Here is a 17,987-nt window from a genome sequence, read left to right as displayed (position 1 = left end):
GCAGCACCGGGAGAGGGAGGGGCATATGCCCGAGCAAGGGCACCTTGAGGAACACGTCGAGCGGACGGCCGTACCGGCGCCGGAACCACCGGCCGCCGTACGGCGCACCGGGCTGCTCGTCACCCTCCTCCTGGGCGGCCTCACCGCCACGCCCCCGCTGGCCATGGACATGTACCTCCCCTCGCTCCCGGAGGTCACCGACTCCCTGCACGCGCCCGCCACCACCGTCCAGCTCACCCTCACCGCCTGTCTGCTCGGCATGGCGCTCGGACAGCTGGTGGTCGGCCCGATGAGCGACCGCTGGGGCCGCCGCCGCCCGCTGCTCGCCGGTCTCGCGGTCTACGTCCTCGCCACCGCGCTGTGCGCCCTCGCGCCCACGGTCGAGGTCCTGGTCGCCTTCCGGCTGCTGCAAGGTCTCGCGGGCGCCGCGGGCATAGTGATCGCCCGGGCCGTGGTCCGGGACCTGTACGACGGCGTGGCGATGGCCCGCTTCTTCTCCACCCTCATGCTCATCGGCGGGGTCGCCCCGGTCGTGGCGCCGCTGATCGGCGGGCAGATCCTGCGGGTGACGGACTGGCGGGGCGTGTTCATGCTCCTGACGGTCATCGGGGCGCTGCTCGCCGGACTCGTCTGGGCGAAGCTGCCGGAGACCCTGCCGGCCGCCGAGCGCCACACCGGCGGTGTCGGCGAGGCCCTGCACTCCATGCGCCGCCTCCTCGCCGACCCGCCGTTCACCGGCTACCTGCTCACCGGCGGCTTCGCCTTCGCCGCGCTGTTCGCCTACATCTCGGCGTCCCCGTTCGTCATCCAGGAGATCTACGGCGCCTCCCCGCAGACCTTCAGCCTGCTGTTCGGCGTGAACTCCGTCGGGCTCGTCATCGTGGGCCAGATCAACGGCAAGGTGCTGGTGGGACGGGTCGCGCTCGACAAGGTGCTCGGCCTGGGCCTGCTGATCGTGATCGCCGCCGCGGCCGCCCTGCTGCTGATGTCGACCGGCGTCTTCGGCGAGGTGGGCCTGGTACCGGTGGCCGCCGCGCTCTTCGTCCTGATGTCGGCCATGGGCATCACCCTGCCCAACGCCCAGTCCCTCGCCCTGCTGCGCACCAAGCACTCCGCGGGCTCCGCGTCGGCGCTGCTCGGCACCTCGTCCTTCCTCATCGGCGCGGTCGCCTCCCCGCTGGTCGGGATGGCCGGGGAGGACACCGCCGTCCCGATGGCGGTCGTCCAACTGGCCGCCGCACTGGTAGCGCTTGCCTGTTTCATGGGAATGTGCCGTCCTTGGAACAGACGTGCGAGCGTGGAGGGAGCAGAGAGCTGAGCGCACCGAGACTGCGCAGCGACACACCGGAACGGGCCGGACTCGACCCCGGGGAACTCCGCGACCTCGTCGAGGAGTTCCACGCCCTCACCACCGGCGACCGCCCCTGGGCCGCGGGCGCCGTCCTGGCCGCCGGACGCGGCCCGGTGATGGCCGTGGAGGAGGCGGCGGGCTGGGCCGTCCGCTACAGCTCCTACGACCCCGAGGCCGACGCGGGCGTCGAGCTGCCGCCTCAGGCCCGGGTCCCGGTGCGCGTGGACACCCCCTTCGACCTCGCCTCCCTCACCAAGCTGTTCACGGCGGTCGCCGCGGTGCAGCAGATCGAGCGGGGCACGCTGGGCATCGACGCGCGGGTCGGGGCGTACCTGCCGGACTTCACGGCGGCGGCGACCCACGGCATCACGGTCCGCGAGCTGCTGACCCACACCTCGGGCCTGCGCCCCGAACTCCCCCTCCACGACTGCGCCGACGACGAGGAACGCCTCGCGCTGCTCCGCGCCGAGGTCCCGATCGGCGTCCCGGGCACGTACACCTACTCGGACCTCAACCCCCTGCTCCTCCAGCAGGTCCTGGAACGCATCACCGGCCGCCCCCTCGACGTCCTCGTCCACGACGGCATCACCCGCCCCCTCGGCATGACCTCCACCCGCTTCGGCCCCTGCCCCGGAGCGGCGGCCACGGAGGACCAGCGCCGGCCCTGGGCCAAGGCGGACCGGGGCATGCTGCGGGGCGTGGTCCACGACGAGAACGCCTGGTCCCTGGGCGGCGTGGCAGGCCACGCGGGCCTCTTCTCCACCGCCCGGGACCTCGCCGTCTTCTGCCGCACCCTCCTGGCCAACGGCGCGTACGGCCCCGCCCGCATCCTCGGCCCCGACTTCGTGGAACTCCTCCTGACCCCACCCGGCCTGGGCTTCGCCCTGGACCAGAAATGGTTCATGGGCGACCTCGCGGGCCAGGGAGCAGCAGGCCACACCGGCTTCACCGGCACCTCCCTCGTCCTCGACCCCGCCACCGACACCTTCGTGGTCCTCCTCGCCAACACGGTCCACCCACGCCGCCGCCCCCCGGACAACAGACCGAGAGCGGCGGCGGCGACACGGGTGGCACGGGCGGTTCGGGAGACGTGAGCGGTGTGACTGCTGGAGACCGGTCCGGGTATCTCAGCCCGTCCGGCGTTCGAGGACGAGTGACAACCGTCCCGAACCCCCACCCACCCGTGGGCGCTTCGCCCCTGAACACCGGCCTGTTTCTCGCGACCCGTCCGGTGTCCGAGGCCGCGACCGATTTCCATCCCAAGCCCCCACCCACCCGTGGGGGCTTCGCCTCTGAACACCGGCCTGCTTCTCGCAACGCGTCCAGTGTCCGAGGCCGCGACCGATTTCCATCCCAAGCCCCCACCCACCCGTGGGGGCTTCGCCTCTGAACACCGGCCTGCTTCTCGCGACCCGTCCGGTGTCCGAGGCCGCGACCGATTTCCATCCCAAGCCCCCACCCACCCGAGGGGGCTCCACCCCTGGAACACCGGCCCAGGCACTTTCAGCCCGTCCGGCGTTTGAGGACGAGGCCGCTCAAGGGCCGACGGGGGTCTGGGGGCGCAGCCCCCAGGGGCGGGGTCGAAGGGGCGGCAGCCCCTGGGGACGGGACGGGTAGGGGCGGCGGGGGCGAGGAAACAGCGAGGTCCGCCCAGTCACCGGCCGCCCATAGAATCACCGGGTGACCGCCCCCGCACCCCCCTCCGAGACCCTCCGAGCCACCCTCGCGACCCTCCTCGACGGCCTCCCCCCGAAGCAGGCGACCCAGGCGGTCGACAGGCTCATCGCCACCTACCGCGGAGCCACCCCCACCGACACCCCCATCCTCCGCGACCGAGCAGACGTGGCGGCCTACGCCGCCTACCGCATGCCCGCCACCTTCGAGGCGGTCCACACCGCCCTGCGAGCACTCGCGGACACCACCCCCGGCTGGACCCCCGCCAGCCACACCGACGTAGGCGGTGGCACCGGCGCGGCCACCTGGGCCGTCACCGCCACCTGGCCCGGCGACCGCCCGGTCACCGTCCTGGACTGGTCCGACCCCGCCCTCACCCTCGGCCGCGAGATCGCCACCGCCAACCCCGCCCTGCGCACCGCGGACTGGCGCCGCGCCAGAATCGGCAAGGACCTCACCCTCGCCCCCACCGACCTGGTCACCGTCTCGTACGTCCTGAACGAACTGACCCCCACCGACCGCACCGCCCTCGTGACCGAGGCCGCCACCGCGGCGCGGACGGTGGTGATCGTCGAGGCCGGCACCCCCGCCGGATACGCCCGCGTCATCGAGGCGAGGGACAGCCTCGTGGCCGCCGGCTTCCGCGTCGCCGCCCCCTGCCCGCACAGCGCCGCCTGCCCGATCGTCCCCGGCGAGGACTGGTGCCACTTCTCCGCGAGGGTCAGCCGCTCCTCCCTGCACCGCCGGGTCAAGGGCGGCTCCCTGCCGTACGAGGACGAGAAGTTCAGCTACGTGGCGGCCACCCGCCTCCCCGCCACCCCGGCCCCCGCCCGGGTGATCCGCCGCCCCCAGATCCGCAAGGGCCAGGTCCTCCTCGACCTCTGCGAGCCCGACGAACACCTGACCCGCCGCACGATCACCAAGCGCCACGGCGACCAGTACAGGACGGCGAGAGACACCGACTGGGGCGACAGCTGGCCCCGGTGAGGCGTGCCGTCACCACAGACCGTGGTGGAGCACCCCCAGCGTCAGCGCGGCCACCGCGGTGGCGAGGAACACGATCCCGCCGACGATGTCACGGGACCCCACCCGCAGGTGCGCGATGATCGCGCCGATGAAGTAGAGCACGAGCCCGGCGGCGGCCAGGGTCCCCAGGACCGGCACGGCGAACCCGGCCAGCAGCCCGACGGTGCCCGCGGCCAGCAGTGTGCCCAGCACCGGCACGAACTTCCGGGGTATGCCCTTCATGTCCGCCTGGGACTTGGGGTACTCATGCCCGATCAGGTAGGTGACGGCGGCGGCCCCGTTGAAGACCGCGCCGAGGACGATGACCGTGACGTAGGCGACGAACACACTCTCTCCGGTTCTGTTGAGGACAGCGGGCACCCCGTCGCGGGATGCCCTTCTCCTCAAGGATGATCCGGCGACTCGATGTGTGACATCGGCACTCGGTCGGCTGCGTCCCGCTCCCGCTCCCGAAGCCTCCGCAACAACTCCCGCTTCTGGGCCTGAGGATCCTCCGCACCCCCGACCCCCCCCCCCCCCCCGCCACCCCGCAGCGCCTTCCGCCCGAGGTTGCTGCGCGTACCGCCGACCCCGAGCATGTTCCCGGACCCACCTCGCGCCATGACCTGCTCCTCTCGCTCACCCAACACCACACGAGACGTCTCGTCTCGCATGAACCCACACCACTCTCCGGCGAGACGCACCGTCTTGTCAACCTGTTAGATTCGACCCATGACGCCGCAGAAGTCCGCCCGCCCCACCCCCCCCCCCCCCGACGCCACCCGCCGCAGCGAGAAGTCCCGCCGCGCGATCTACGACGCCGCCCTCGAACTCGTCGCCGAGGTCGGCTACCCCAAGACCACCGTCGAGGGCATCGCCGCCCGCGCCGGCGTCGGCAAGCAGACGATCTACCGCTGGTGGTCGTCGAAGGCGGAGGTGCTGATGGAGGCCTTCCTCGACCTGAGCGACCAGGCGGCGCGCGAGGCCGGCCCTCAGGACAGCTACGCCATCCCGGACACCGGCGACCTCGCCACCGACCTCAAGGCCGTGCTGCGCCTCACCGTCGACCAGCTCAAGGACCCCCGTTTCGAGGCCCCTTCCCGCGCCCTGGCCGCCGAGGGCGTCGTCAACGAACAGGTCGGCCGCGCCTTCATGACCAAGCTCCTCGAACCGTCGCTCCTGCTGTATGTCGACCGGGTGCGCGCCGCCCAGCAGGCCGGCCAGGTACGCCCCGAGATCGACCCGCGCATCGCCCTCGAACTCTGGGTCTCCCCGCTCGCCCAGCGCTGGCTCCAGTACACCGGCCCGATCTCCTACGACTACACGGACACCCTCGTCGACTACGCCCTGCACGGAATCGCACCCCGCTGAGCGGTGCCGTACGTCATGAGATAGCCGGTCATAGCGCCTGATTCCGGTGTGAGGCAGCCCCTACCGCTCATGTCCGTTCCCGGCCCCCCGGAGCGGAGGAAGATGGGACCATAGGGCATGCTGTTCCGCACGACAGCGAGGCGAGGGCGATAGATGAGCGCGGAGTGGGGCGGCCGAACCGGCCGGCAGGGCAAACTCTCCCAGTGGCTGCGCGGACGCCGGCCGAAGGAGGAGACCGCCGGGGACGAAGGCGGTCGTGAGGCCCTGCTGCTGGCCGCCGCCGAAGCGGGTCTCCCGCTCGCGCCCGCCGCGCATCCCGCCCCCGGCTACCGCTGCTCCTGCGACCGGATCGGCTGTCCCACCCCGGCCCGGCACCCGGTGTCGTTCGCCTGGCAGACCCAGTCGACCACCGACCGCGCGCAGATCGAGCGCTGGGCCCGGCACCAGCCGCAGGCCAACTTCATCACCGCGACCGGCATGGTCCACGACGTCCTGGACGTCCCCCTGCCGGCCGGCCAGGAGGCCCTGGAGCGGCTGCTCGCCTCCGGCGTCGAGGTCGGCCCGGTCGCCGAGAGCGACGACGGCCGGCTCCTCTTCTTCACCCTCACCCGCGGCACCCCCGAGGACGAGGACGAATGGTGGCCGTGCGAGCTGGACTGCCACCCCGAGACCGCCGACGAACACCCCGGCCTGCGCTGGCACTGCCGGGGCTCCTACGTCCTGGTACCGCCCGCCACGCTCCCCGGCGACCAGGCGGTGCACTGGGTCCGCGGCCCCGAAAACCCGCTGCCCGACCCGCTGACCCTGCTCGAATACCTCACCGACGCCTGCGCCCGCCACGCCGGCCAGGAACCGGACCACGCGAGCACGGCCTGGCCCCTGCGCCGCTGACGGACCTCTCCTACGACCCCTCCGCGGACGTCAGCCCCTGGATGCGGCCGAGCACCGAGACCTTCTGGTCGCCGCCGCTCTTGGGCGGGTCGAGGGCGACCTGGTTGGAGATGATGTCCATGGTGATCGACTGCTTGATCTCACCGGTCGTCAGGGCGAGGACGTCGGCGCTCTGCGCCGGGATCGAGGAGCCCGGGTAGGCCGTCTGCTTGACGTAGTGGTGCGAGGTGAAGAACACCAGCGCCCCGCCGTCCTCGGTGCGCAGCGCGAGCGGCGCGTAGTCGCCGTCGTTCAGCGGCTCGTCGATGTACTGCGTGGCCAGGCCCGGCTTCTGGGCGTCCTTCTTCCGCTTCGCGATCCACCCGCTGGTCTGCGCGCCGTCGGCGAAGGCGGCCCCGCTGCCGCTCTTGAGATAGGACGTGTAGTCCTTGCTCAGGGTCCCGGGCGCGACGGCCAGGTCCGTCGAGTTCGCCGGCACCGCCTCGGCCCAACCGTCGCCGTCCAGCTTGAACTTCGGCATGTCGCCCCGCGCCACCAGCGTCAGATACGACGCCTGCCAGGTCTCGTTCAGACCGTCGCGGGTGAACACCAGCACCCAGCGCGCGTCGCCGCCCTTGTTGCCGGCCGTGTCCGCGACGAACCAGCGCGGCCAGCCCGCCTTCTTGGGGATGGTGAACTTCGCGTCCGACAACTCCAGCGGCGTGTGCGAGGGGTTGCCGCCCGGGTTGTTCTTCGCGCCGGCCTTCAGCCGGGCCGCGTCGATCGCGGAGAGGGCGCCGCTGACATGGGCGGAGTCCAGTGAACTGTCGTACGCCTTGTCCGCCTTGTTGTACGCGGCTGTGAACTGCTGGAGCGCCTTGGCGGCCTCCGCCTTGGTGGTCGCGGGCAGCACCTCACGCTCCCCGTGCACCACCATGCATCCGCTCGCCGTCAACGACAAAGCGGTCACAGAGGCCGCTATCAGTGCGCTCCGGTCAAGCCTGCGGGGCCTTCGAGGGCCGAGATCCCTGCTCATCAGGTTCCTTCACCTTCCCCTTCCCGGAGGCGAACCCTACCGGGGCGAGGAACAGCGCGAGCGTCGGGATCAAGTACAGCAGCCACACCGTGACCTGAAGCACGGTCGGGTCCGGCTGGAAGTTGAACACGCCCTTGAGGAGGGTGCCGTACCAGCTGTCCGGCGGGATCGTGCCGCTGATGTCGAAGGCCCTGCTGTTCAGGCCGGGCAGCCAGTTCGCCTCCTGGAGGTCGTGGAAGCCGTACGCCAGCACACCCGCGGCCACGACGACCAGCATGCCGCCGGTCCAGGTGAAGAACTTGGAGAGGTTGATGCGCAGGGCACCCCGGTAGAACAGCCAGCCCAGGACGACCGCCGTCAGGATGCCCAGGGCCACCCCGATCAGCGGGCGCGGAGTGCCGTCACCGGCCGCGCGCACCGACGCCCACACGAACAGGGCGGTCTCCAGGCCCTCCCGGCCGACGGCGAGGAACGCGGTGGCGACCAGCGCGCCCGTGCCCATCTGCAGGGCCGCGTCGAGCTTGCCGTGCAGCTCCGCCTTGAGGTGCCGGGCGGTGCGCCGCATCCAGAACACCATCCACGTCACCAGGCCCACCGCGACGATCGACAGCGAGCCGCCGAGCGCCTCCTGCGCCTCGAACGTCAGCTCCTGGGAGCCGAATTCGAGCGCGCACCCGAAGCCGAGCGCCAGGACGACCGCGACGCCGATGCCGATCCAGATGGGCCTGAGCGCGTCCCGGCGGTCCGTCTTCACCAGGTAGGCGATGAGGATGCAGACGACGAGAGACGCCTCCAGGCCCTCGCGCAGTCCGATCAGGTAGTTGGAGAACACGGGTCACGCCTCCTTGGAGAACAGCGTGCTGCCCCACCAGTCGTCCTTGTCGCGGACGCCTGGCGGGACGGCGAAGACCGCCGAACCCACATGCTGGATGTACTCGTTGAGAGCGTCGGTGGACAGATGGCGCTGGACGCGGACGAAGCCGTCACGGACGTCCTTCTGGTACGCCAGGAAGAACAGCCCCGCCTCCAGGCGGCCGAGGCCGTCCGTGCCGTCGGTGAAGGAGTAGCCGCGGCGCAGGATCGTCGCCCCGTGGTTGGAGTCGGGGTGCGCGAGCCGGACGTGCGCGTCGGGCTTCATCGCCGGCAGGAACGGCTTGTCGCGCTCCTTGGCCTTGCCGACCGGGGCACCCTCGCCCTTGTCCCGGCCGATGATGTCCTCCTGCTCCTGGAGCGAGGTGCGGTCCCAGGTCTCGATGTGCATCCGGATCCGGCGGGCGACGAGATACGAGCCGCCGTCCATCCAGCCGGGCCCCTCGGCCCAGACGAACTTCTCCAGCCGCGCGGTCTCCGTCCCCGCGATGTTGCGGGTGCCGTCCTTGAAGCCCAGCAGGTTGCGCGGGGTCTGCGCGTCGGGGGTCGTGGACGAGGTCTTCCCGAAGCCGAGCTGCGACCAGCGGATGACGACCTTGCCGAAGCCGATCCGGGCGAGGTTGCGGATCGCGTGCACGGCGACCTGCGGGTCGTCCGCGCAGGCCTGGACGCACAGATCGCCGCCGCTGCGGTTCTTGTCGAGGTTGTCCCCGGCGAACTGCGGAAGGTCGATCAGCGCCTCCGGCCGCTCCTTCGCCAGGTCGAACTTCCCGAACAGGGACGGCCCGAAGCCGACCGTCAGCGTCAGCCGTGACGGTTTGAGCCCGAGCGCCTCACCGGTGTCGTCCGGCGGCGCCTCGGCGAGACCGCCGTACGCCCCGTCCCCGACGGGCTTGCCCGCGGTCATCCGCCGGGCCGCCGCCGTCCAGTCCTTCAGCATCCGCACGAACTCGGCGCGGTCGTCGGTCGTCACGTCGAACGCGGCGAAGTGCAGCCGGTCCTGCACGGGGGTGGCGATACCGGCCTGGTGGGTGCCGTGGAAGTCGACCGCGGCACCCGCTTCGGCGGCCGTGGGGGAGATGTCGTCGCCGGTACGGGTCATCGCGACCGCGCCACCGGCCGCGGCGGCGCCGAGCGCGAGCCCGGCACCGCCCCAGCCGATCAGCGCGCGGCGCGAGGGCGCAGAGGACTGCGAGGGTGCCGGGGGTTCCGAGGACGCCGGGGGATCCGAGGGGGTCGGGGGTTCCGAGGCGGGCGGGGGTTCCGAGGGGGGCGGGGTTTTCGTCTCGTCCGTCATGGCCCCTGCCTCAGGAGGACTTGGTGACGACGGCGGCGGCGAGCTTGGACAGCGGCTCGGCGAGCGCGTTCACCCCGTCCGACAGCTTCTTGCGGTCGGCCTCGCCGACGGTGTCGTACGAGACGAAGCCGTCCGAGGTCTTGTCGCTGCGGTACTGGTCGAGGAGCGTGTTCAGCGCCGCGAACTGCTTGTCGAGCTCGGTGACCAGGGCCGCGTCGTTCTCCTTGGCGACCGGCTTCAGCAGCTCGTACGCCTGCTGCGCGCCGTCGACGTTGGCCTTGAAGTCGCTCAGGTCGGTGTGCGAGTAGCGGTCCTCCTCGCCGGTGACCTTGCCGGTGGCGACCTCGTCGAGGAGTTCCTTGGCGCCGTTGGCCATGGAGGTCGGGGTGATGTCGGCCTTGCCGACCCGCTTCTGCCAGTCCTTCAGGTCGGTGACCAGCTGGTCGGCGAGGGTCTTCTGCTCGGCGCCGATCTTCTTGTCCTGCCAGAGGGCCTTCTCCAGGACGTGCCAGCCGGTCCACTTCTGGCCCTTCTCCAGGCCGTCGGCGCGGGTGTCCGTCTTGGGGTCGATGTCCCCGAAGGACTCGGCGATCGGCTCGGTGCGCTCCCAGCCGACCCGGGAGGGCGCGTAGGCCTTCTTGGCCGCGTCGAGGTCGCCGGCCTTGATGGCGTCGGCGAACGTCTGCACCTTCGGGATCGTCGCGTCGGCCTGCTCCTGCGCGTACTTGCGGTACGAGGCGACGGCCGCGTCGAGGCGCGGGTCGCGCTTGGCCACGGTGCCGCCGGTCGCCTTCACGGCCTGGCGGATGCCGTCGCCGGTCATGCCGGGCTTGCAGGCGATCGTGTAGTCGCCGGCCTTCACCTCCGCGGTCACCTTCTGCTTGGTGCCGGGGCCGATGTTCTCGCGCTCGGTGACGATCCGGTCGTCCGGGAAGAGGACGTAGACCTCGGTGACCTTGGAGCCCTTGTTCTCGATCGCCAGCTCCACGTGGCCGGCCGGGAACTCCTTCTTGGAGACCTCGCACTTGCTGTCGGTGGCGGTCACGTCGATGACGCGGTCGCTGTCGCCCGAACTCCCCTTCTCCGTGCAGCCGGTGACGGCGGTCAGCGCCGCCACGGCGGTGGCGGTGACGAGGGACAGTCTGACGGCACGCATACGAGCTCCTGAGGGTTGGTGAGGCTCGCCTAACTTATCTGAGCCTTATCTACATATGGCTCAAAATAACCGTCAAGTAAAGGTCAAAGGAGATTCAAAGGTTCCGTCTCGGAGCCACGAGGAGAGACCCGTTCCGCGGGTGCGGAAGCACCTCGACGGGCTGGTCGTAGACCTCCGACAGCAACCGGTCGTCGAAGACCTCCCGCGGCGGCCCGTCGGCGGCGACATGACCGGCGCACAGGATCGCGACCCGGTGCGCGTACGCGGCCGCGAGCCCCAGATCATGCAACACCACGACCACCGCGTCACCGGCGTGCGCCCTTTCCCGGCAGACCCGCAGCACCAGCTCCTGATGCTTGAGGTCCAGCGCGGCGGTCGGCTCGTCGAGCAGCAGCAGGGGCGCACGCTGGGCGAGCACCCGGGCGAGCGCGACCCGGGCCCGCTCCCCACCGCTGAGCGCGGAGAACGACCGGTCACCGAAGCGCGTGACCTCGGTGGCGGCCATCGCGTCGGCGACGGCCCGATCGTCCCCCTCGGGGTCCACCGCGGCCCAGGGCGCCCGCCCCATCCGTACGACGTCCTCCACGGAGAACGGAAAGGAGACCCCGGTGGCCTGCGGCAACACGGCCCGCCGCAGGGCGAGTTCGGGAGCGGACCACTCCGTCGCGGGCCGCCCGTGAATCCGTACGACCCCCTCGGCGGCGTCGAGATCCCCGGCGAGAGCGCCGAGCAGCGTGGACTTCCCGGCCCCGTTGGGCCCGACGAGCGCGAGCACCTCACCGGCACGGGCGGCGATGTCGACACCCTGGAGGACGTCCCGGGCGCCGAGCCGGACGTGGAGCGCTTGGGCTTCGGCGAGGACGTCTCCGGGTTGGGAGGGGGAAGTGGCCGAGGGGCGGGGGCGGAGGAGTCGCATGGCGGGTCCTTGGGGGCGGCGGAGGGGGAGGGAGGGGGTGAGGTGAGACCTTTGGCTGGGGGCGAGGTGACTCTTCTCGCGGGTCGAGGTGAGTGCTTCTAGGGGGCCGAGGTGAGTGCTTCTAGGGGCGCGGGGAGCTGTGTGACGAGCCTTCACGCAGCCGCACACGGCTCACGCCCACCCTCCTTGCCGCCGCCGGGTCCTTCGCAGCAGCCAGAAGAAGAACGGGCTCCCCAGCAGTGCCGTCAGCACACCCAGCGGCAACTCCGCCGGTGCCGCCACGGTTCGCGCGGCGAGATCCGCCGCCAGCAGCACCACCGCTCCGCCCAACGCGCTCCCCGGAATCAGGAACCGATGCCCCGGTCCGGCCACCATCCGCAGCAGATGCGGCACGACCAGGCCCACGAATCCGATCACTCCGGACACGCTCACGGCCGCGGCGGTCAGCAGTGCGACCACGAACATCAGGAGGATCCTGAGCCGTTCCACCTCGACTCCGAGGTGGCGCGCGGGCCGGTCTCCGAGGGCCAGCAGGTCGAGCCGGCGTGCGTACAGCGGTGCGACCACGAGGCCCGCCGCCGCGCACGGCAGTACCGCCAGTACCTTCGGCCATGTCGACTGGGCGAGTGATCCCAGTTGCCAGAAGGTGATCTGGTTCACCGCGGCCGTGTCCGCGAGGAAGATGAACAGTCCGATCAGGGCTCCGGCGAACGCGTTCACCGCGATTCCCATGAGGATCAGCGTCACGACTTCTGTCCGGCCGCCCGACCGGGACATGGCGTACACGAGCAGCACCGTGCCGAGGCCGGCGACGAACGCCATCGACGGCAGCGTCCATGTTCCGAGGAAGTTCAGTCCGAGCGAGATCGATGCGACTGCGCCGACCGCGGCGCCGAGTGAGACGCCGATCGTGCTCGGTTCGGCGAGGGGGTTTCCGAACACTCCCTGCATCAGGGCTCCCGCGCACCCCAGTGACGCGCCGATGAGCAGCGCGAGCACGATCCGGGGGAACCGGACGTTCCAGAGGACCGACTCGGCGACTCGGTCCAGCTCTGTGCCGCCGAGGCCGGTTCTGTGCTGCACGGAGGCGAGGACGTCGGTGACGGGGACGGGGTAGGCGCCGGTGGCGGCGGCGAGGGGGATGAGGGCGAGGAGGGTGGCGGCCAGGGTGGTGGTCAGCAGCCAGGTGGTGGTGTGCCGTCTTCGGATCGGTCTCTCAACCGTGGTCTCCAGTACGGTCATTGGCCACCCTTCTTGTAGCGCCGCGGCCTTTCTTTCGGCCGGTGTCGCTTAGGTTAGCCTTGCCTTTGTCTGCGGGTGCGGTGGGGGCGGGCGTTTTGCGCAGTTCCCCGCGCCCCTGAGGCCTGCGGCGGCCACTTTCGCCCCGGTGGGGGCGGGTGTAGCGCGTTCGGTTCGGTGGTGGGGTCGGGGCCGGGGTGGGGGGTATCCGTCCTCGGTCCGGCGGCTCGGTCTCTTGAGTTGTGCTCGGTTATGGACGCCGGCCGCTGCGGGCGGACACCCCCCACCCCGTCCCCTGCGCGCCGTACGCGACTGACGGCCCGTCGTGGCGCAGGCCCGCTGCAGCTAGCTAGGGGCGCGGGGAACTGCGCGACAAGCCACGACGCACCCGCACCCGCCCCACAACCGAACCCCCCACCCCCTCGCGCAGCTCAAGTGTTTCAATGCCCCCGTGACTGACTACGACGTGCTGCGTGTCTTCTGTGCACCGAATGGCGGCTACGGCAATGAGCTGGGCGTCGTTCGGGAAGGGTCCGTGATGGTGGACCGGGACGAGCGGCAGCGGTTCGCTGCGAAGCTTGGGTTCAGTGAGACCGTGTTTGTGGATGATCCGGAGCGGGGGGTCATCGACATCTACACGCCCTCCGTGCGGCTGGCGTTCGCGGGGTATCCGTGTGTCGGGGCGGCGTGGTTGCTCGATGTGCCTGAGTTGGTGACCGCCGCCGGGGTCGTGGGGACGCGGCTGGACGGGGAGTTCAGCTGGATCGAGGCGCGGGCGGAGTGGGCGGCGCCGCGGACGTTCCGGCAGTACGGGAGTGCCGCCGAGGTGGATGACCTGATCGTGCCGCCGGCGGGGGAGTGGGTCTACGCGTGGGCGTGGGAGGACGAGGCCGCCGGGCGGATCAGGGCCCGGGGGTTTCCGGGGCGGGGGGACGGGGTCGAGGAGGACGAGGCCACCGGGGCTGCCGCGCTGCAGCTGACCGCGGAACTGGGCCGCGCCCTGAACATCGTCCAGGGCGCGGGGTCGCAGATCCTCACGGCTCCGCAGCCGGGGGGCTGGGTCGAGGTGGGCGGGCGGGTCTTCCTGGAGCGCTGAGGCTCACGCCGACAGCGGGAACTCCTCGCCCAGGGCACGGAAGACGTTGGTGTTGAGTGCGAACGCCTTCTTGCACTCGGTGACGATCCGCTGCTTCTCCAGGTCGTCCGCGCGCACCGCGTCCAGCAGTTCGCGGTAACCCCGCTTGAACGCGGCCGGGTTGGAGATCTCCTCGAAGACGTAGAAGCGGACGCCGTCGCCCTTCTTCTCGAAGCCCCAGGTCTTCTCCGCCTTGTCGCGGATGATCTGGCCGCCGGAGAGGTCGCCGAGGTAGCGGGTGTAGTGGTGGGCGATGTAGCCCGCCGGCCACTGTTCGGCGCACTCGCGCACCCGGTCCGCGTAAGCCCGCGTCGCGGGCAGGGCCGACACGCCCTCACGCCACTCGGGGCCCCGCAGATGGGCCAGGTCCCGTTCGAGTGCCTTCAGGCGGAACAGCTCCGGCTGGATGAACGCCCCGGCCACCCGGTCCGCCGCCAGCCTCTCGGCGCCGGCCTCCAGCGCCTCGTAGACGAACCACAGTTGCTCGGTGTAGCGCGCGTACGCGTCGACGCCGAGCCGGCCGCCCAGAAGGTCGCTCATGAACGTCGAGGTCTCCGCCTCCACGTGCTGTTCGTGGGACGCGGTGCGGATGAGTGTCGAGAACGAGTCCATGGCTCAGATTTTCTATGGTTAGGCTTACCTAAGTCAATGCTTTTGCCGACGCGTTGTCGGTAAAAGCGTACAAGAAAAAGACCCGCCCCAGCAGGGGGCGGGTCCAGGAGCCGTCACGGCAGCGTCAGGATCTCCGCGCCCGTCTCCGTCACGACCAGCGTGTGCTCGAACTGGGCCGTGCGCTTGCGGTCCTTCGTGACGACCGTCCAGCCGTCGTCCCACATGTCGTACTCGTGGGTGCCCAGCGTCAGCATCGGCTCGATCGTGAAGGTCATGCCGGGCTGGATGACCGTCGTCGCGTGCGGGCTGTCGTAGTGCGGGATGATCAGGCCGCTGTGGAAGGAGGAGTTGATGCCGTGACCCGTGAAGTCGCGGACCACTCCGTAGCCGAAGCGCTTGGCGTACGACTCGATCACGCGGCCGATGATGTTGATCTGGCGGCCCGGCTTGACCGCCTTGATCGCGCGCGCCAGGGACTCACGGGTGCGCTCGACGAGCAGCCGGCTCTCCTCGTCGACCTCGCCGACCAGGTAGGTGGCGTTGTTGTCGCCGTGCACACCGCCGATGTACGCCGTCACGTCGAGGTTGACGATGTCGCCGTCCCTGAGGACCGTCGAGTCCGGAATGCCGTGGCAGATCACCTCGTTGACGCTGGTGCACAGGGACTTCGGGAAGCCCCGGTAGCCGAGCGTCGACGGGTAGGCGCCGTGGTCGCACATGTACTCGTGCGCCACCTTGTCCAGTTCGTCGGTGGTCACCCCGGGGGCGATCAGCTTGGCGGCCTCGGCCATCGCGCGCGCCGCGATGCGGCCGGCGGTCCGCATCGCCTCCACGGTCTCCGGGGTCTGCACCTCCGGCCCCGTGTACGGCGTCGGCGCGGGCTTGCCGACGTACTCGGGGCGCCGGATGTTTCCGGGCACGGAACGGGTGGGGGACAGCTCCCCGGGCACGAGCAGCGACTGGCCATACATGCCGACGAGTCTATCCAGCGGCGATGGGGGAACATGTCGGTGGCGAGAGGAGCAGGTCATGGCCTTGTTCAAGAAGCGCACTGTCGGCAAGCCGGGGGAGTGGTACTACTGCCTCCAGCACAAGAAGGTCGAGGAGGGCCCGGAGTGCCCGGCCAAGGACCGGTTCGGGCCCTACACGAGCCGTGCGGAGGCCGAGCACGCCATGGAGACGGCCCGCGAGCGCAACCTCGAATGGGAGAACGACCCCAAGTGGCATGACGCCCCCGCGGGCAAGGACGACAGCTGATCACGCCTGCTGCGGCGCCGGCGCGGCTGCCTCGCGCTGTGCGCGCAGCCGCGTCGCGTGCTCGTTCGTGCGGACGTCGTACGACATCAGCCTCGGCAGACAGAGGGCCAGCAGGCCCACCGCCCCGGCGCACAGCAGACCGCCCGACCAGACCGACGTCCGTATGCCCCACCACGCGGCGAAACCGCCTGACCTGACCTGTCCGACGGTCGGGCCCACCGAGTACGACAGCAGTTCGATCCCGGCGAGCCGCCCGCGCAGCTCGTCCGGGATCGTCTGGTTCCACATGGCCCCTCGGAAGATCCCGCTGACCATGTCGCAGCCGCCGGCCACCGTCAGGAACAGCAGCACCAGCCATACGTCGTCGACGACACCCGCGGCCGCGATCGCCAGGCCCCACAGCGCCGCTGCGAGGACCACCATGCGGCCGTGGCGGTGGATCCGTGAGGTCCAGCCGCCGGTCAGGCCCACCAGCATCGCGCCGAGCGGGACCGCGGCGTACATCAGCCCCAGCGACCACTCCGCGTGCAGTTCGTCCGCGAGGAACGGCAGCAGCGCGAGCGGCATCGCCAGGAACATCGCCGCCAGGTCGACCGCGTAGGTGCCCAGCAGTTCCTTGCGGCTCCAGGCGTAACGCGCACCCTCCATGATGGCCGTCAGGGACGGCTTCGCCGCCTCGTGGGACGCCGGGGACGACGCGATACGGACGATCAGGACCACCGAGACCACGAAGGTCAGCAGGTCGGCGCCGTACGCCCAGCCGAGGCCCGCGTACGCCACCACCACACCCGCCAGCGCCGGGCCCGCGACCCCGCCGACCGTCCAGCGCAGGGCGTTCAGCGAGGCCGCCGCGGGGAGGTGGTCGTGGGCCACGATCCGGGGCCAGAGCGAGTCGAGCGCGGGGCGCTGCACCGAGACCAGGGCGGAGGAGAGTGCCGCGACGACGTACAGCGGCCAGACGGCGGGCTCCGGGAGCAGCGCGTTGAACAGCAGGACCACGCTGAGCAGGCCCTGGCCCGCCTCGGTCCACATGATCAGCTTCCGCTTGTCCCACGCGTCCGCGAGCGCGCCGCCGTACAGGCCGAAGACGAGGAGCGGGATCAGTTCCACGGCGCCGATCGCGCCCACCGCCGCCGTCGAGTCCGTCAACTCCTTGAGCTGCACCGGCAGCGCGACGAAGGTCAGGAAGCTGCCGAAGTTCGAGATCAGCCCCGCGTACCACAGCCGCCGGAAGTCCCGCGAGGCCTGCCAGGGCGCGAGGTCGGGGAGCATGGCGCGCAGGCGGGAGGGGGGTGGGGGTGGCGGTGGGGGTGGGAGTGGGGGTTCGGGGGCGTCGTCGGTCACGAAGGGTCATCGTCGGCGGAGGGGTGGGGGCGGGGCAAGCGCTTTTCCGGGCGGGGCGGGGTGGTGCGGGGGCGGTGAGACTGGCTCGGTGGCTCGGTGGCTCGGTGGCTCGGTGGCTCGGTGGCTCGGTGGCTCGGTGGCTCGGTGGCTCGGTGGCCAACTGGCCAGGTGGTCCGGTGGCCAGGTGGCTCAGCCACTGGGCCTCTCAGTGCGAGTGTGGGTCACCAGCGGGTCGGTGGGGGTGCCGTCAGCTGGTCGGCCAGTCTCGACAGGCGGTCCCGGAACCTCCGGCGGCCCCGGGGCGCGGGTACCGCGTTCTCGCCCGCCGCCGCGCTCACCAGGTGCTGCACGGTGTCCAGGTCCAGGTCCGTGCCCTCCGGGACGGCCAGCGACTCGTGGGCCAGCGCGGCCAGTTCGCCCGCGCCGGGGCCCAGCGAGAGGACCGTCGCCCCGGCCCGCCGGGCGTCGTGGACCCGTTCCAGGAGGGGGGCGTGCGGGTCCTGCGGGGACACCACGAGGAGCGTCTCGCCGCGCCGGGCCGCCGCGAGCCGGCCCGGGCCGACCGACAGGTGCGCGGGATCGGAGGGACGCGCGTCATGCCGTACCAGAGTCGGGGCCAGCTCCGGAGTGCCCGACCAGGCGGCCTCGTCGACCAGATGGGCCGCCAGGTGCCACGGCTCGTACTCCGGGGTGCCGACCAGCAGCAGTCCGCCGCCGTGCGAGACGACCGACCCCCGCAGCACGCCCGCGAAGCGACGCGTGGCCCCCAACCACTCGGTCCCGGCGAGCACTTCGCGCAGCAGCGCGACCCGTACGGCGTCCATGGACCGCATCCTGCCGCAAGCGGCCGTTCG

Annotated in this window: 19 protein-coding genes; 7 read left to right on the top strand and 12 right to left on the bottom strand. The window is 71.3% G+C overall.

What is annotated here, in order from left to right; translation table 11 throughout:
• Positions 1-25: 25 nt before the first annotated feature.
• From G3I78_RS39760 to G3I78_RS39750, 3 genes are all read left to right on the top strand, one after another.
• Positions 26-1,318: a multidrug effflux MFS transporter gene (locus tag G3I78_RS39760; protein WP_164434037.1), complete on the top strand. Its 1,293-nt coding sequence runs from the start codon at positions 26-28 to the stop codon at positions 1,316-1,318.
• Positions 1,270-2,445 (top strand): serine hydrolase domain-containing protein, encoded by a 1,176-nt coding sequence (locus G3I78_RS39755; protein ID WP_164434035.1) that lies wholly within the window; start codon positions 1,270-1,272, stop codon positions 2,443-2,445. The genes G3I78_RS39760 and G3I78_RS39755 overlap by 49 nt, the downstream gene beginning before the upstream one ends.
• Positions 2,446-3,031: 586 nt before the next feature.
• Positions 3,032-4,012 carry a small ribosomal subunit Rsm22 family protein gene (locus G3I78_RS39750; RefSeq protein ID WP_164434033.1) on the top strand — a complete coding sequence of 327 codons (981 nt, stop codon included), beginning with the start codon at positions 3,032-3,034 and terminating at the stop codon, positions 4,010-4,012.
• Between the two features lie 9 nt (positions 4,013-4,021).
• On the opposite strand, the gene G3I78_RS39745 is transcribed toward G3I78_RS39750, so the two are convergent.
• Together G3I78_RS39745 and G3I78_RS52420 are read right to left on the bottom strand one after the other, a co-directional pair.
• On the bottom strand, positions 4,022-4,378 hold the full coding sequence (locus G3I78_RS39745) for a DoxX family protein (RefSeq protein ID WP_164434031.1): 357 nt from the start codon (positions 4,376-4,378) through the stop codon (positions 4,022-4,024).
• A 56-nt stretch (positions 4,379-4,434) separates the two neighbouring features.
• The gene (locus tag G3I78_RS52420) at positions 4,435-4,653 is read right to left on the bottom strand and encodes a DUF6243 family protein (RefSeq protein WP_239158344.1); all 219 of its coding nucleotides are present in this window, start codon (positions 4,651-4,653) and stop codon (positions 4,435-4,437) included.
• Positions 4,654-4,762: 109 nt separating this feature from the next.
• Here G3I78_RS52420 and G3I78_RS39740 point away from each other — a divergent pair, with 109 nt between their 5' ends.
• Positions 4,763-5,401: a TetR/AcrR family transcriptional regulator gene (locus G3I78_RS39740; RefSeq protein ID WP_164434029.1), complete on the top strand. Its 639-nt coding sequence runs from the start codon at positions 4,763-4,765 to the stop codon at positions 5,399-5,401.
• 153 nt (positions 5,402-5,554) lie between these two features.
• Positions 5,555-6,292, top strand: a complete 738-nt coding sequence (locus G3I78_RS39735) for a bifunctional DNA primase/polymerase (protein WP_164434027.1) — start codon at positions 5,555-5,557, stop codon at positions 6,290-6,292.
• A gap of 10 nt (positions 6,293-6,302) precedes the next feature.
• On the opposite strand, the gene G3I78_RS39730 is transcribed toward G3I78_RS39735, so the two are convergent.
• The 6 genes from G3I78_RS39730 to G3I78_RS39705 form a co-directional block, all read right to left on the bottom strand.
• Positions 6,303-7,307: a hypothetical protein gene (locus tag G3I78_RS39730; RefSeq protein WP_164434025.1), complete on the bottom strand. Its 1,005-nt coding sequence runs from the start codon at positions 7,305-7,307 to the stop codon at positions 6,303-6,305.
• A complete protein-coding gene (gene efeU, locus G3I78_RS39725; protein ID WP_164434023.1) occupies positions 7,267-8,139 on the bottom strand; it encodes an iron uptake transporter permease EfeU in 873 nt (290 codons plus the stop codon). Before efeU ends, G3I78_RS39730 begins: the two co-directional genes overlap by 41 nt.
• A gap of 3 nt (positions 8,140-8,142) precedes the next feature.
• The gene (gene efeB / locus G3I78_RS39720) at positions 8,143-9,474 is read right to left on the bottom strand and encodes an iron uptake transporter deferrochelatase/peroxidase subunit (protein WP_164434021.1); all 1,332 of its coding nucleotides are present in this window, start codon (positions 9,472-9,474) and stop codon (positions 8,143-8,145) included.
• Between the two features lie 10 nt (positions 9,475-9,484).
• Complete coding sequence (efeO, locus tag G3I78_RS39715) at positions 9,485-10,630, bottom strand: iron uptake system protein EfeO (RefSeq protein WP_164434019.1); 1,146 nt, start codon at positions 10,628-10,630, stop codon at positions 9,485-9,487.
• Between the two features lie 94 nt (positions 10,631-10,724).
• Positions 10,725-11,546 (bottom strand): heme ABC transporter ATP-binding protein, encoded by an 822-nt coding sequence (locus G3I78_RS39710; protein ID WP_164434017.1) that lies wholly within the window; start codon positions 11,544-11,546, stop codon positions 10,725-10,727.
• Between the two features lie 171 nt (positions 11,547-11,717).
• Positions 11,718-12,788 carry an iron ABC transporter permease gene (locus G3I78_RS39705; protein ID WP_164434015.1) on the bottom strand — a complete coding sequence of 357 codons (1,071 nt, stop codon included), beginning with the start codon at positions 12,786-12,788 and terminating at the stop codon, positions 11,718-11,720.
• A gap of 448 nt (positions 12,789-13,236) precedes the next feature.
• On the opposite strand from G3I78_RS39705, the gene G3I78_RS39700 reads away from it, so the two are divergent.
• The gene (locus tag G3I78_RS39700) at positions 13,237-13,881 is read left to right on the top strand and encodes a PhzF family phenazine biosynthesis protein (protein ID WP_164434013.1); all 645 of its coding nucleotides are present in this window, start codon (positions 13,237-13,239) and stop codon (positions 13,879-13,881) included.
• 3 nt (positions 13,882-13,884) lie between these two features.
• Here G3I78_RS39700 and G3I78_RS39695 read toward each other — a convergent pair whose 3' ends face one another.
• On the bottom strand, positions 13,885-14,532 hold the full coding sequence (locus tag G3I78_RS39695; RefSeq protein ID WP_164434011.1) for a biliverdin-producing heme oxygenase: 648 nt from the start codon (positions 14,530-14,532) through the stop codon (positions 13,885-13,887).
• A 113-nt stretch (positions 14,533-14,645) separates the two neighbouring features.
• Positions 14,646-15,503, bottom strand: a complete 858-nt coding sequence (gene map / locus G3I78_RS39690; RefSeq protein WP_164434009.1) for a type I methionyl aminopeptidase — start codon at positions 15,501-15,503, stop codon at positions 14,646-14,648.
• 58 nt (positions 15,504-15,561) lie between these two features.
• Between map and G3I78_RS39685 the strand changes: the two genes are divergently transcribed.
• Positions 15,562-15,789: a hypothetical protein gene (locus tag G3I78_RS39685; protein WP_164434007.1), complete on the top strand. Its 228-nt coding sequence runs from the start codon at positions 15,562-15,564 to the stop codon at positions 15,787-15,789.
• Here G3I78_RS39685 and G3I78_RS39680 read toward each other — a convergent pair whose 3' ends face one another.
• Together G3I78_RS39680 and G3I78_RS39675 are read right to left on the bottom strand one after the other, a co-directional pair.
• Positions 15,790-17,061 (bottom strand): MFS transporter, encoded by a 1,272-nt coding sequence (locus tag G3I78_RS39680; RefSeq protein ID WP_164434138.1) that lies wholly within the window; start codon positions 17,059-17,061, stop codon positions 15,790-15,792.
• A 293-nt stretch (positions 17,062-17,354) separates the two neighbouring features.
• Positions 17,355-17,957 carry a hypothetical protein gene (locus G3I78_RS39675; RefSeq protein ID WP_164434005.1) on the bottom strand — a complete coding sequence of 201 codons (603 nt, stop codon included), beginning with the start codon at positions 17,955-17,957 and terminating at the stop codon, positions 17,355-17,357.
• Positions 17,958-17,987: the final 30 nt, after the last annotated feature.

Origin of the sequence: Streptomyces sp. SID13726, from assembly GCF_010548375.1 — a bacterium.
In the GTDB taxonomy this organism is placed as follows: Bacteria; Actinomycetota; Actinomycetes; order Streptomycetales; family Streptomycetaceae; genus Streptomyces.
Note: the sequence above shows the minus strand (reverse complement) of the source record. Positions and strands in the feature narration are given on the sequence as shown.

What these genes read in the sequence shown, in the direction of transcription:
- G3I78_RS39760 (WP_164434037.1), top strand. Translation starts at nt 26, where the DNA reads ATGCCCGAGCAAGGGCACCTTGAGGAACACGTCGAGCGGACGGCCGTA.
- G3I78_RS52420 (WP_239158344.1), bottom strand. Translation starts at nt 4,653, where the DNA reads ATGGCGCGAGGTGGGTCCGGGAACATGCTCGGGGTCGGCGGTACGCGC.
- G3I78_RS39740 (WP_164434029.1), top strand. Translation starts at nt 4,763, where the DNA reads ATGACGCCGCAGAAGTCCGCCCGCCCCACCCCCCCCCCCCCCGACGCC.
- G3I78_RS39735 (WP_164434027.1), top strand. Translation starts at nt 5,555, where the DNA reads ATGAGCGCGGAGTGGGGCGGCCGAACCGGCCGGCAGGGCAAACTCTCC.
- G3I78_RS39730 (WP_164434025.1), bottom strand. Translation starts at nt 7,307, where the DNA reads ATGAGCAGGGATCTCGGCCCTCGAAGGCCCCGCAGGCTTGACCGGAGC.
- efeB (WP_164434021.1), bottom strand. Translation starts at nt 9,474, where the DNA reads ATGACGGACGAGACGAAAACCCCGCCCCCCTCGGAACCCCCGCCCGCC.
- efeO (WP_164434019.1), bottom strand. Translation starts at nt 10,630, where the DNA reads ATGCGTGCCGTCAGACTGTCCCTCGTCACCGCCACCGCCGTGGCGGCG.
- G3I78_RS39710 (WP_164434017.1), bottom strand. Translation starts at nt 11,546, where the DNA reads ATGCGACTCCTCCGCCCCCGCCCCTCGGCCACTTCCCCCTCCCAACCC.
- G3I78_RS39705 (WP_164434015.1), bottom strand. Translation starts at nt 12,788, where the DNA reads ATGACCGTACTGGAGACCACGGTTGAGAGACCGATCCGAAGACGGCAC.
- G3I78_RS39695 (WP_164434011.1), bottom strand. Translation starts at nt 14,532, where the DNA reads ATGGACTCGTTCTCGACACTCATCCGCACCGCGTCCCACGAACAGCAC.
- map (WP_164434009.1), bottom strand. Translation starts at nt 15,503, where the DNA reads ATGTATGGCCAGTCGCTGCTCGTGCCCGGGGAGCTGTCCCCCACCCGT.
- G3I78_RS39685 (WP_164434007.1), top strand. Translation starts at nt 15,562, where the DNA reads ATGGCCTTGTTCAAGAAGCGCACTGTCGGCAAGCCGGGGGAGTGGTAC.
- G3I78_RS39680 (WP_164434138.1), bottom strand. Translation starts at nt 17,061, where the DNA reads ATGCTCCCCGACCTCGCGCCCTGGCAGGCCTCGCGGGACTTCCGGCGG.
- G3I78_RS39675 (WP_164434005.1), bottom strand. Translation starts at nt 17,957, where the DNA reads ATGGACGCCGTACGGGTCGCGCTGCTGCGCGAAGTGCTCGCCGGGACC.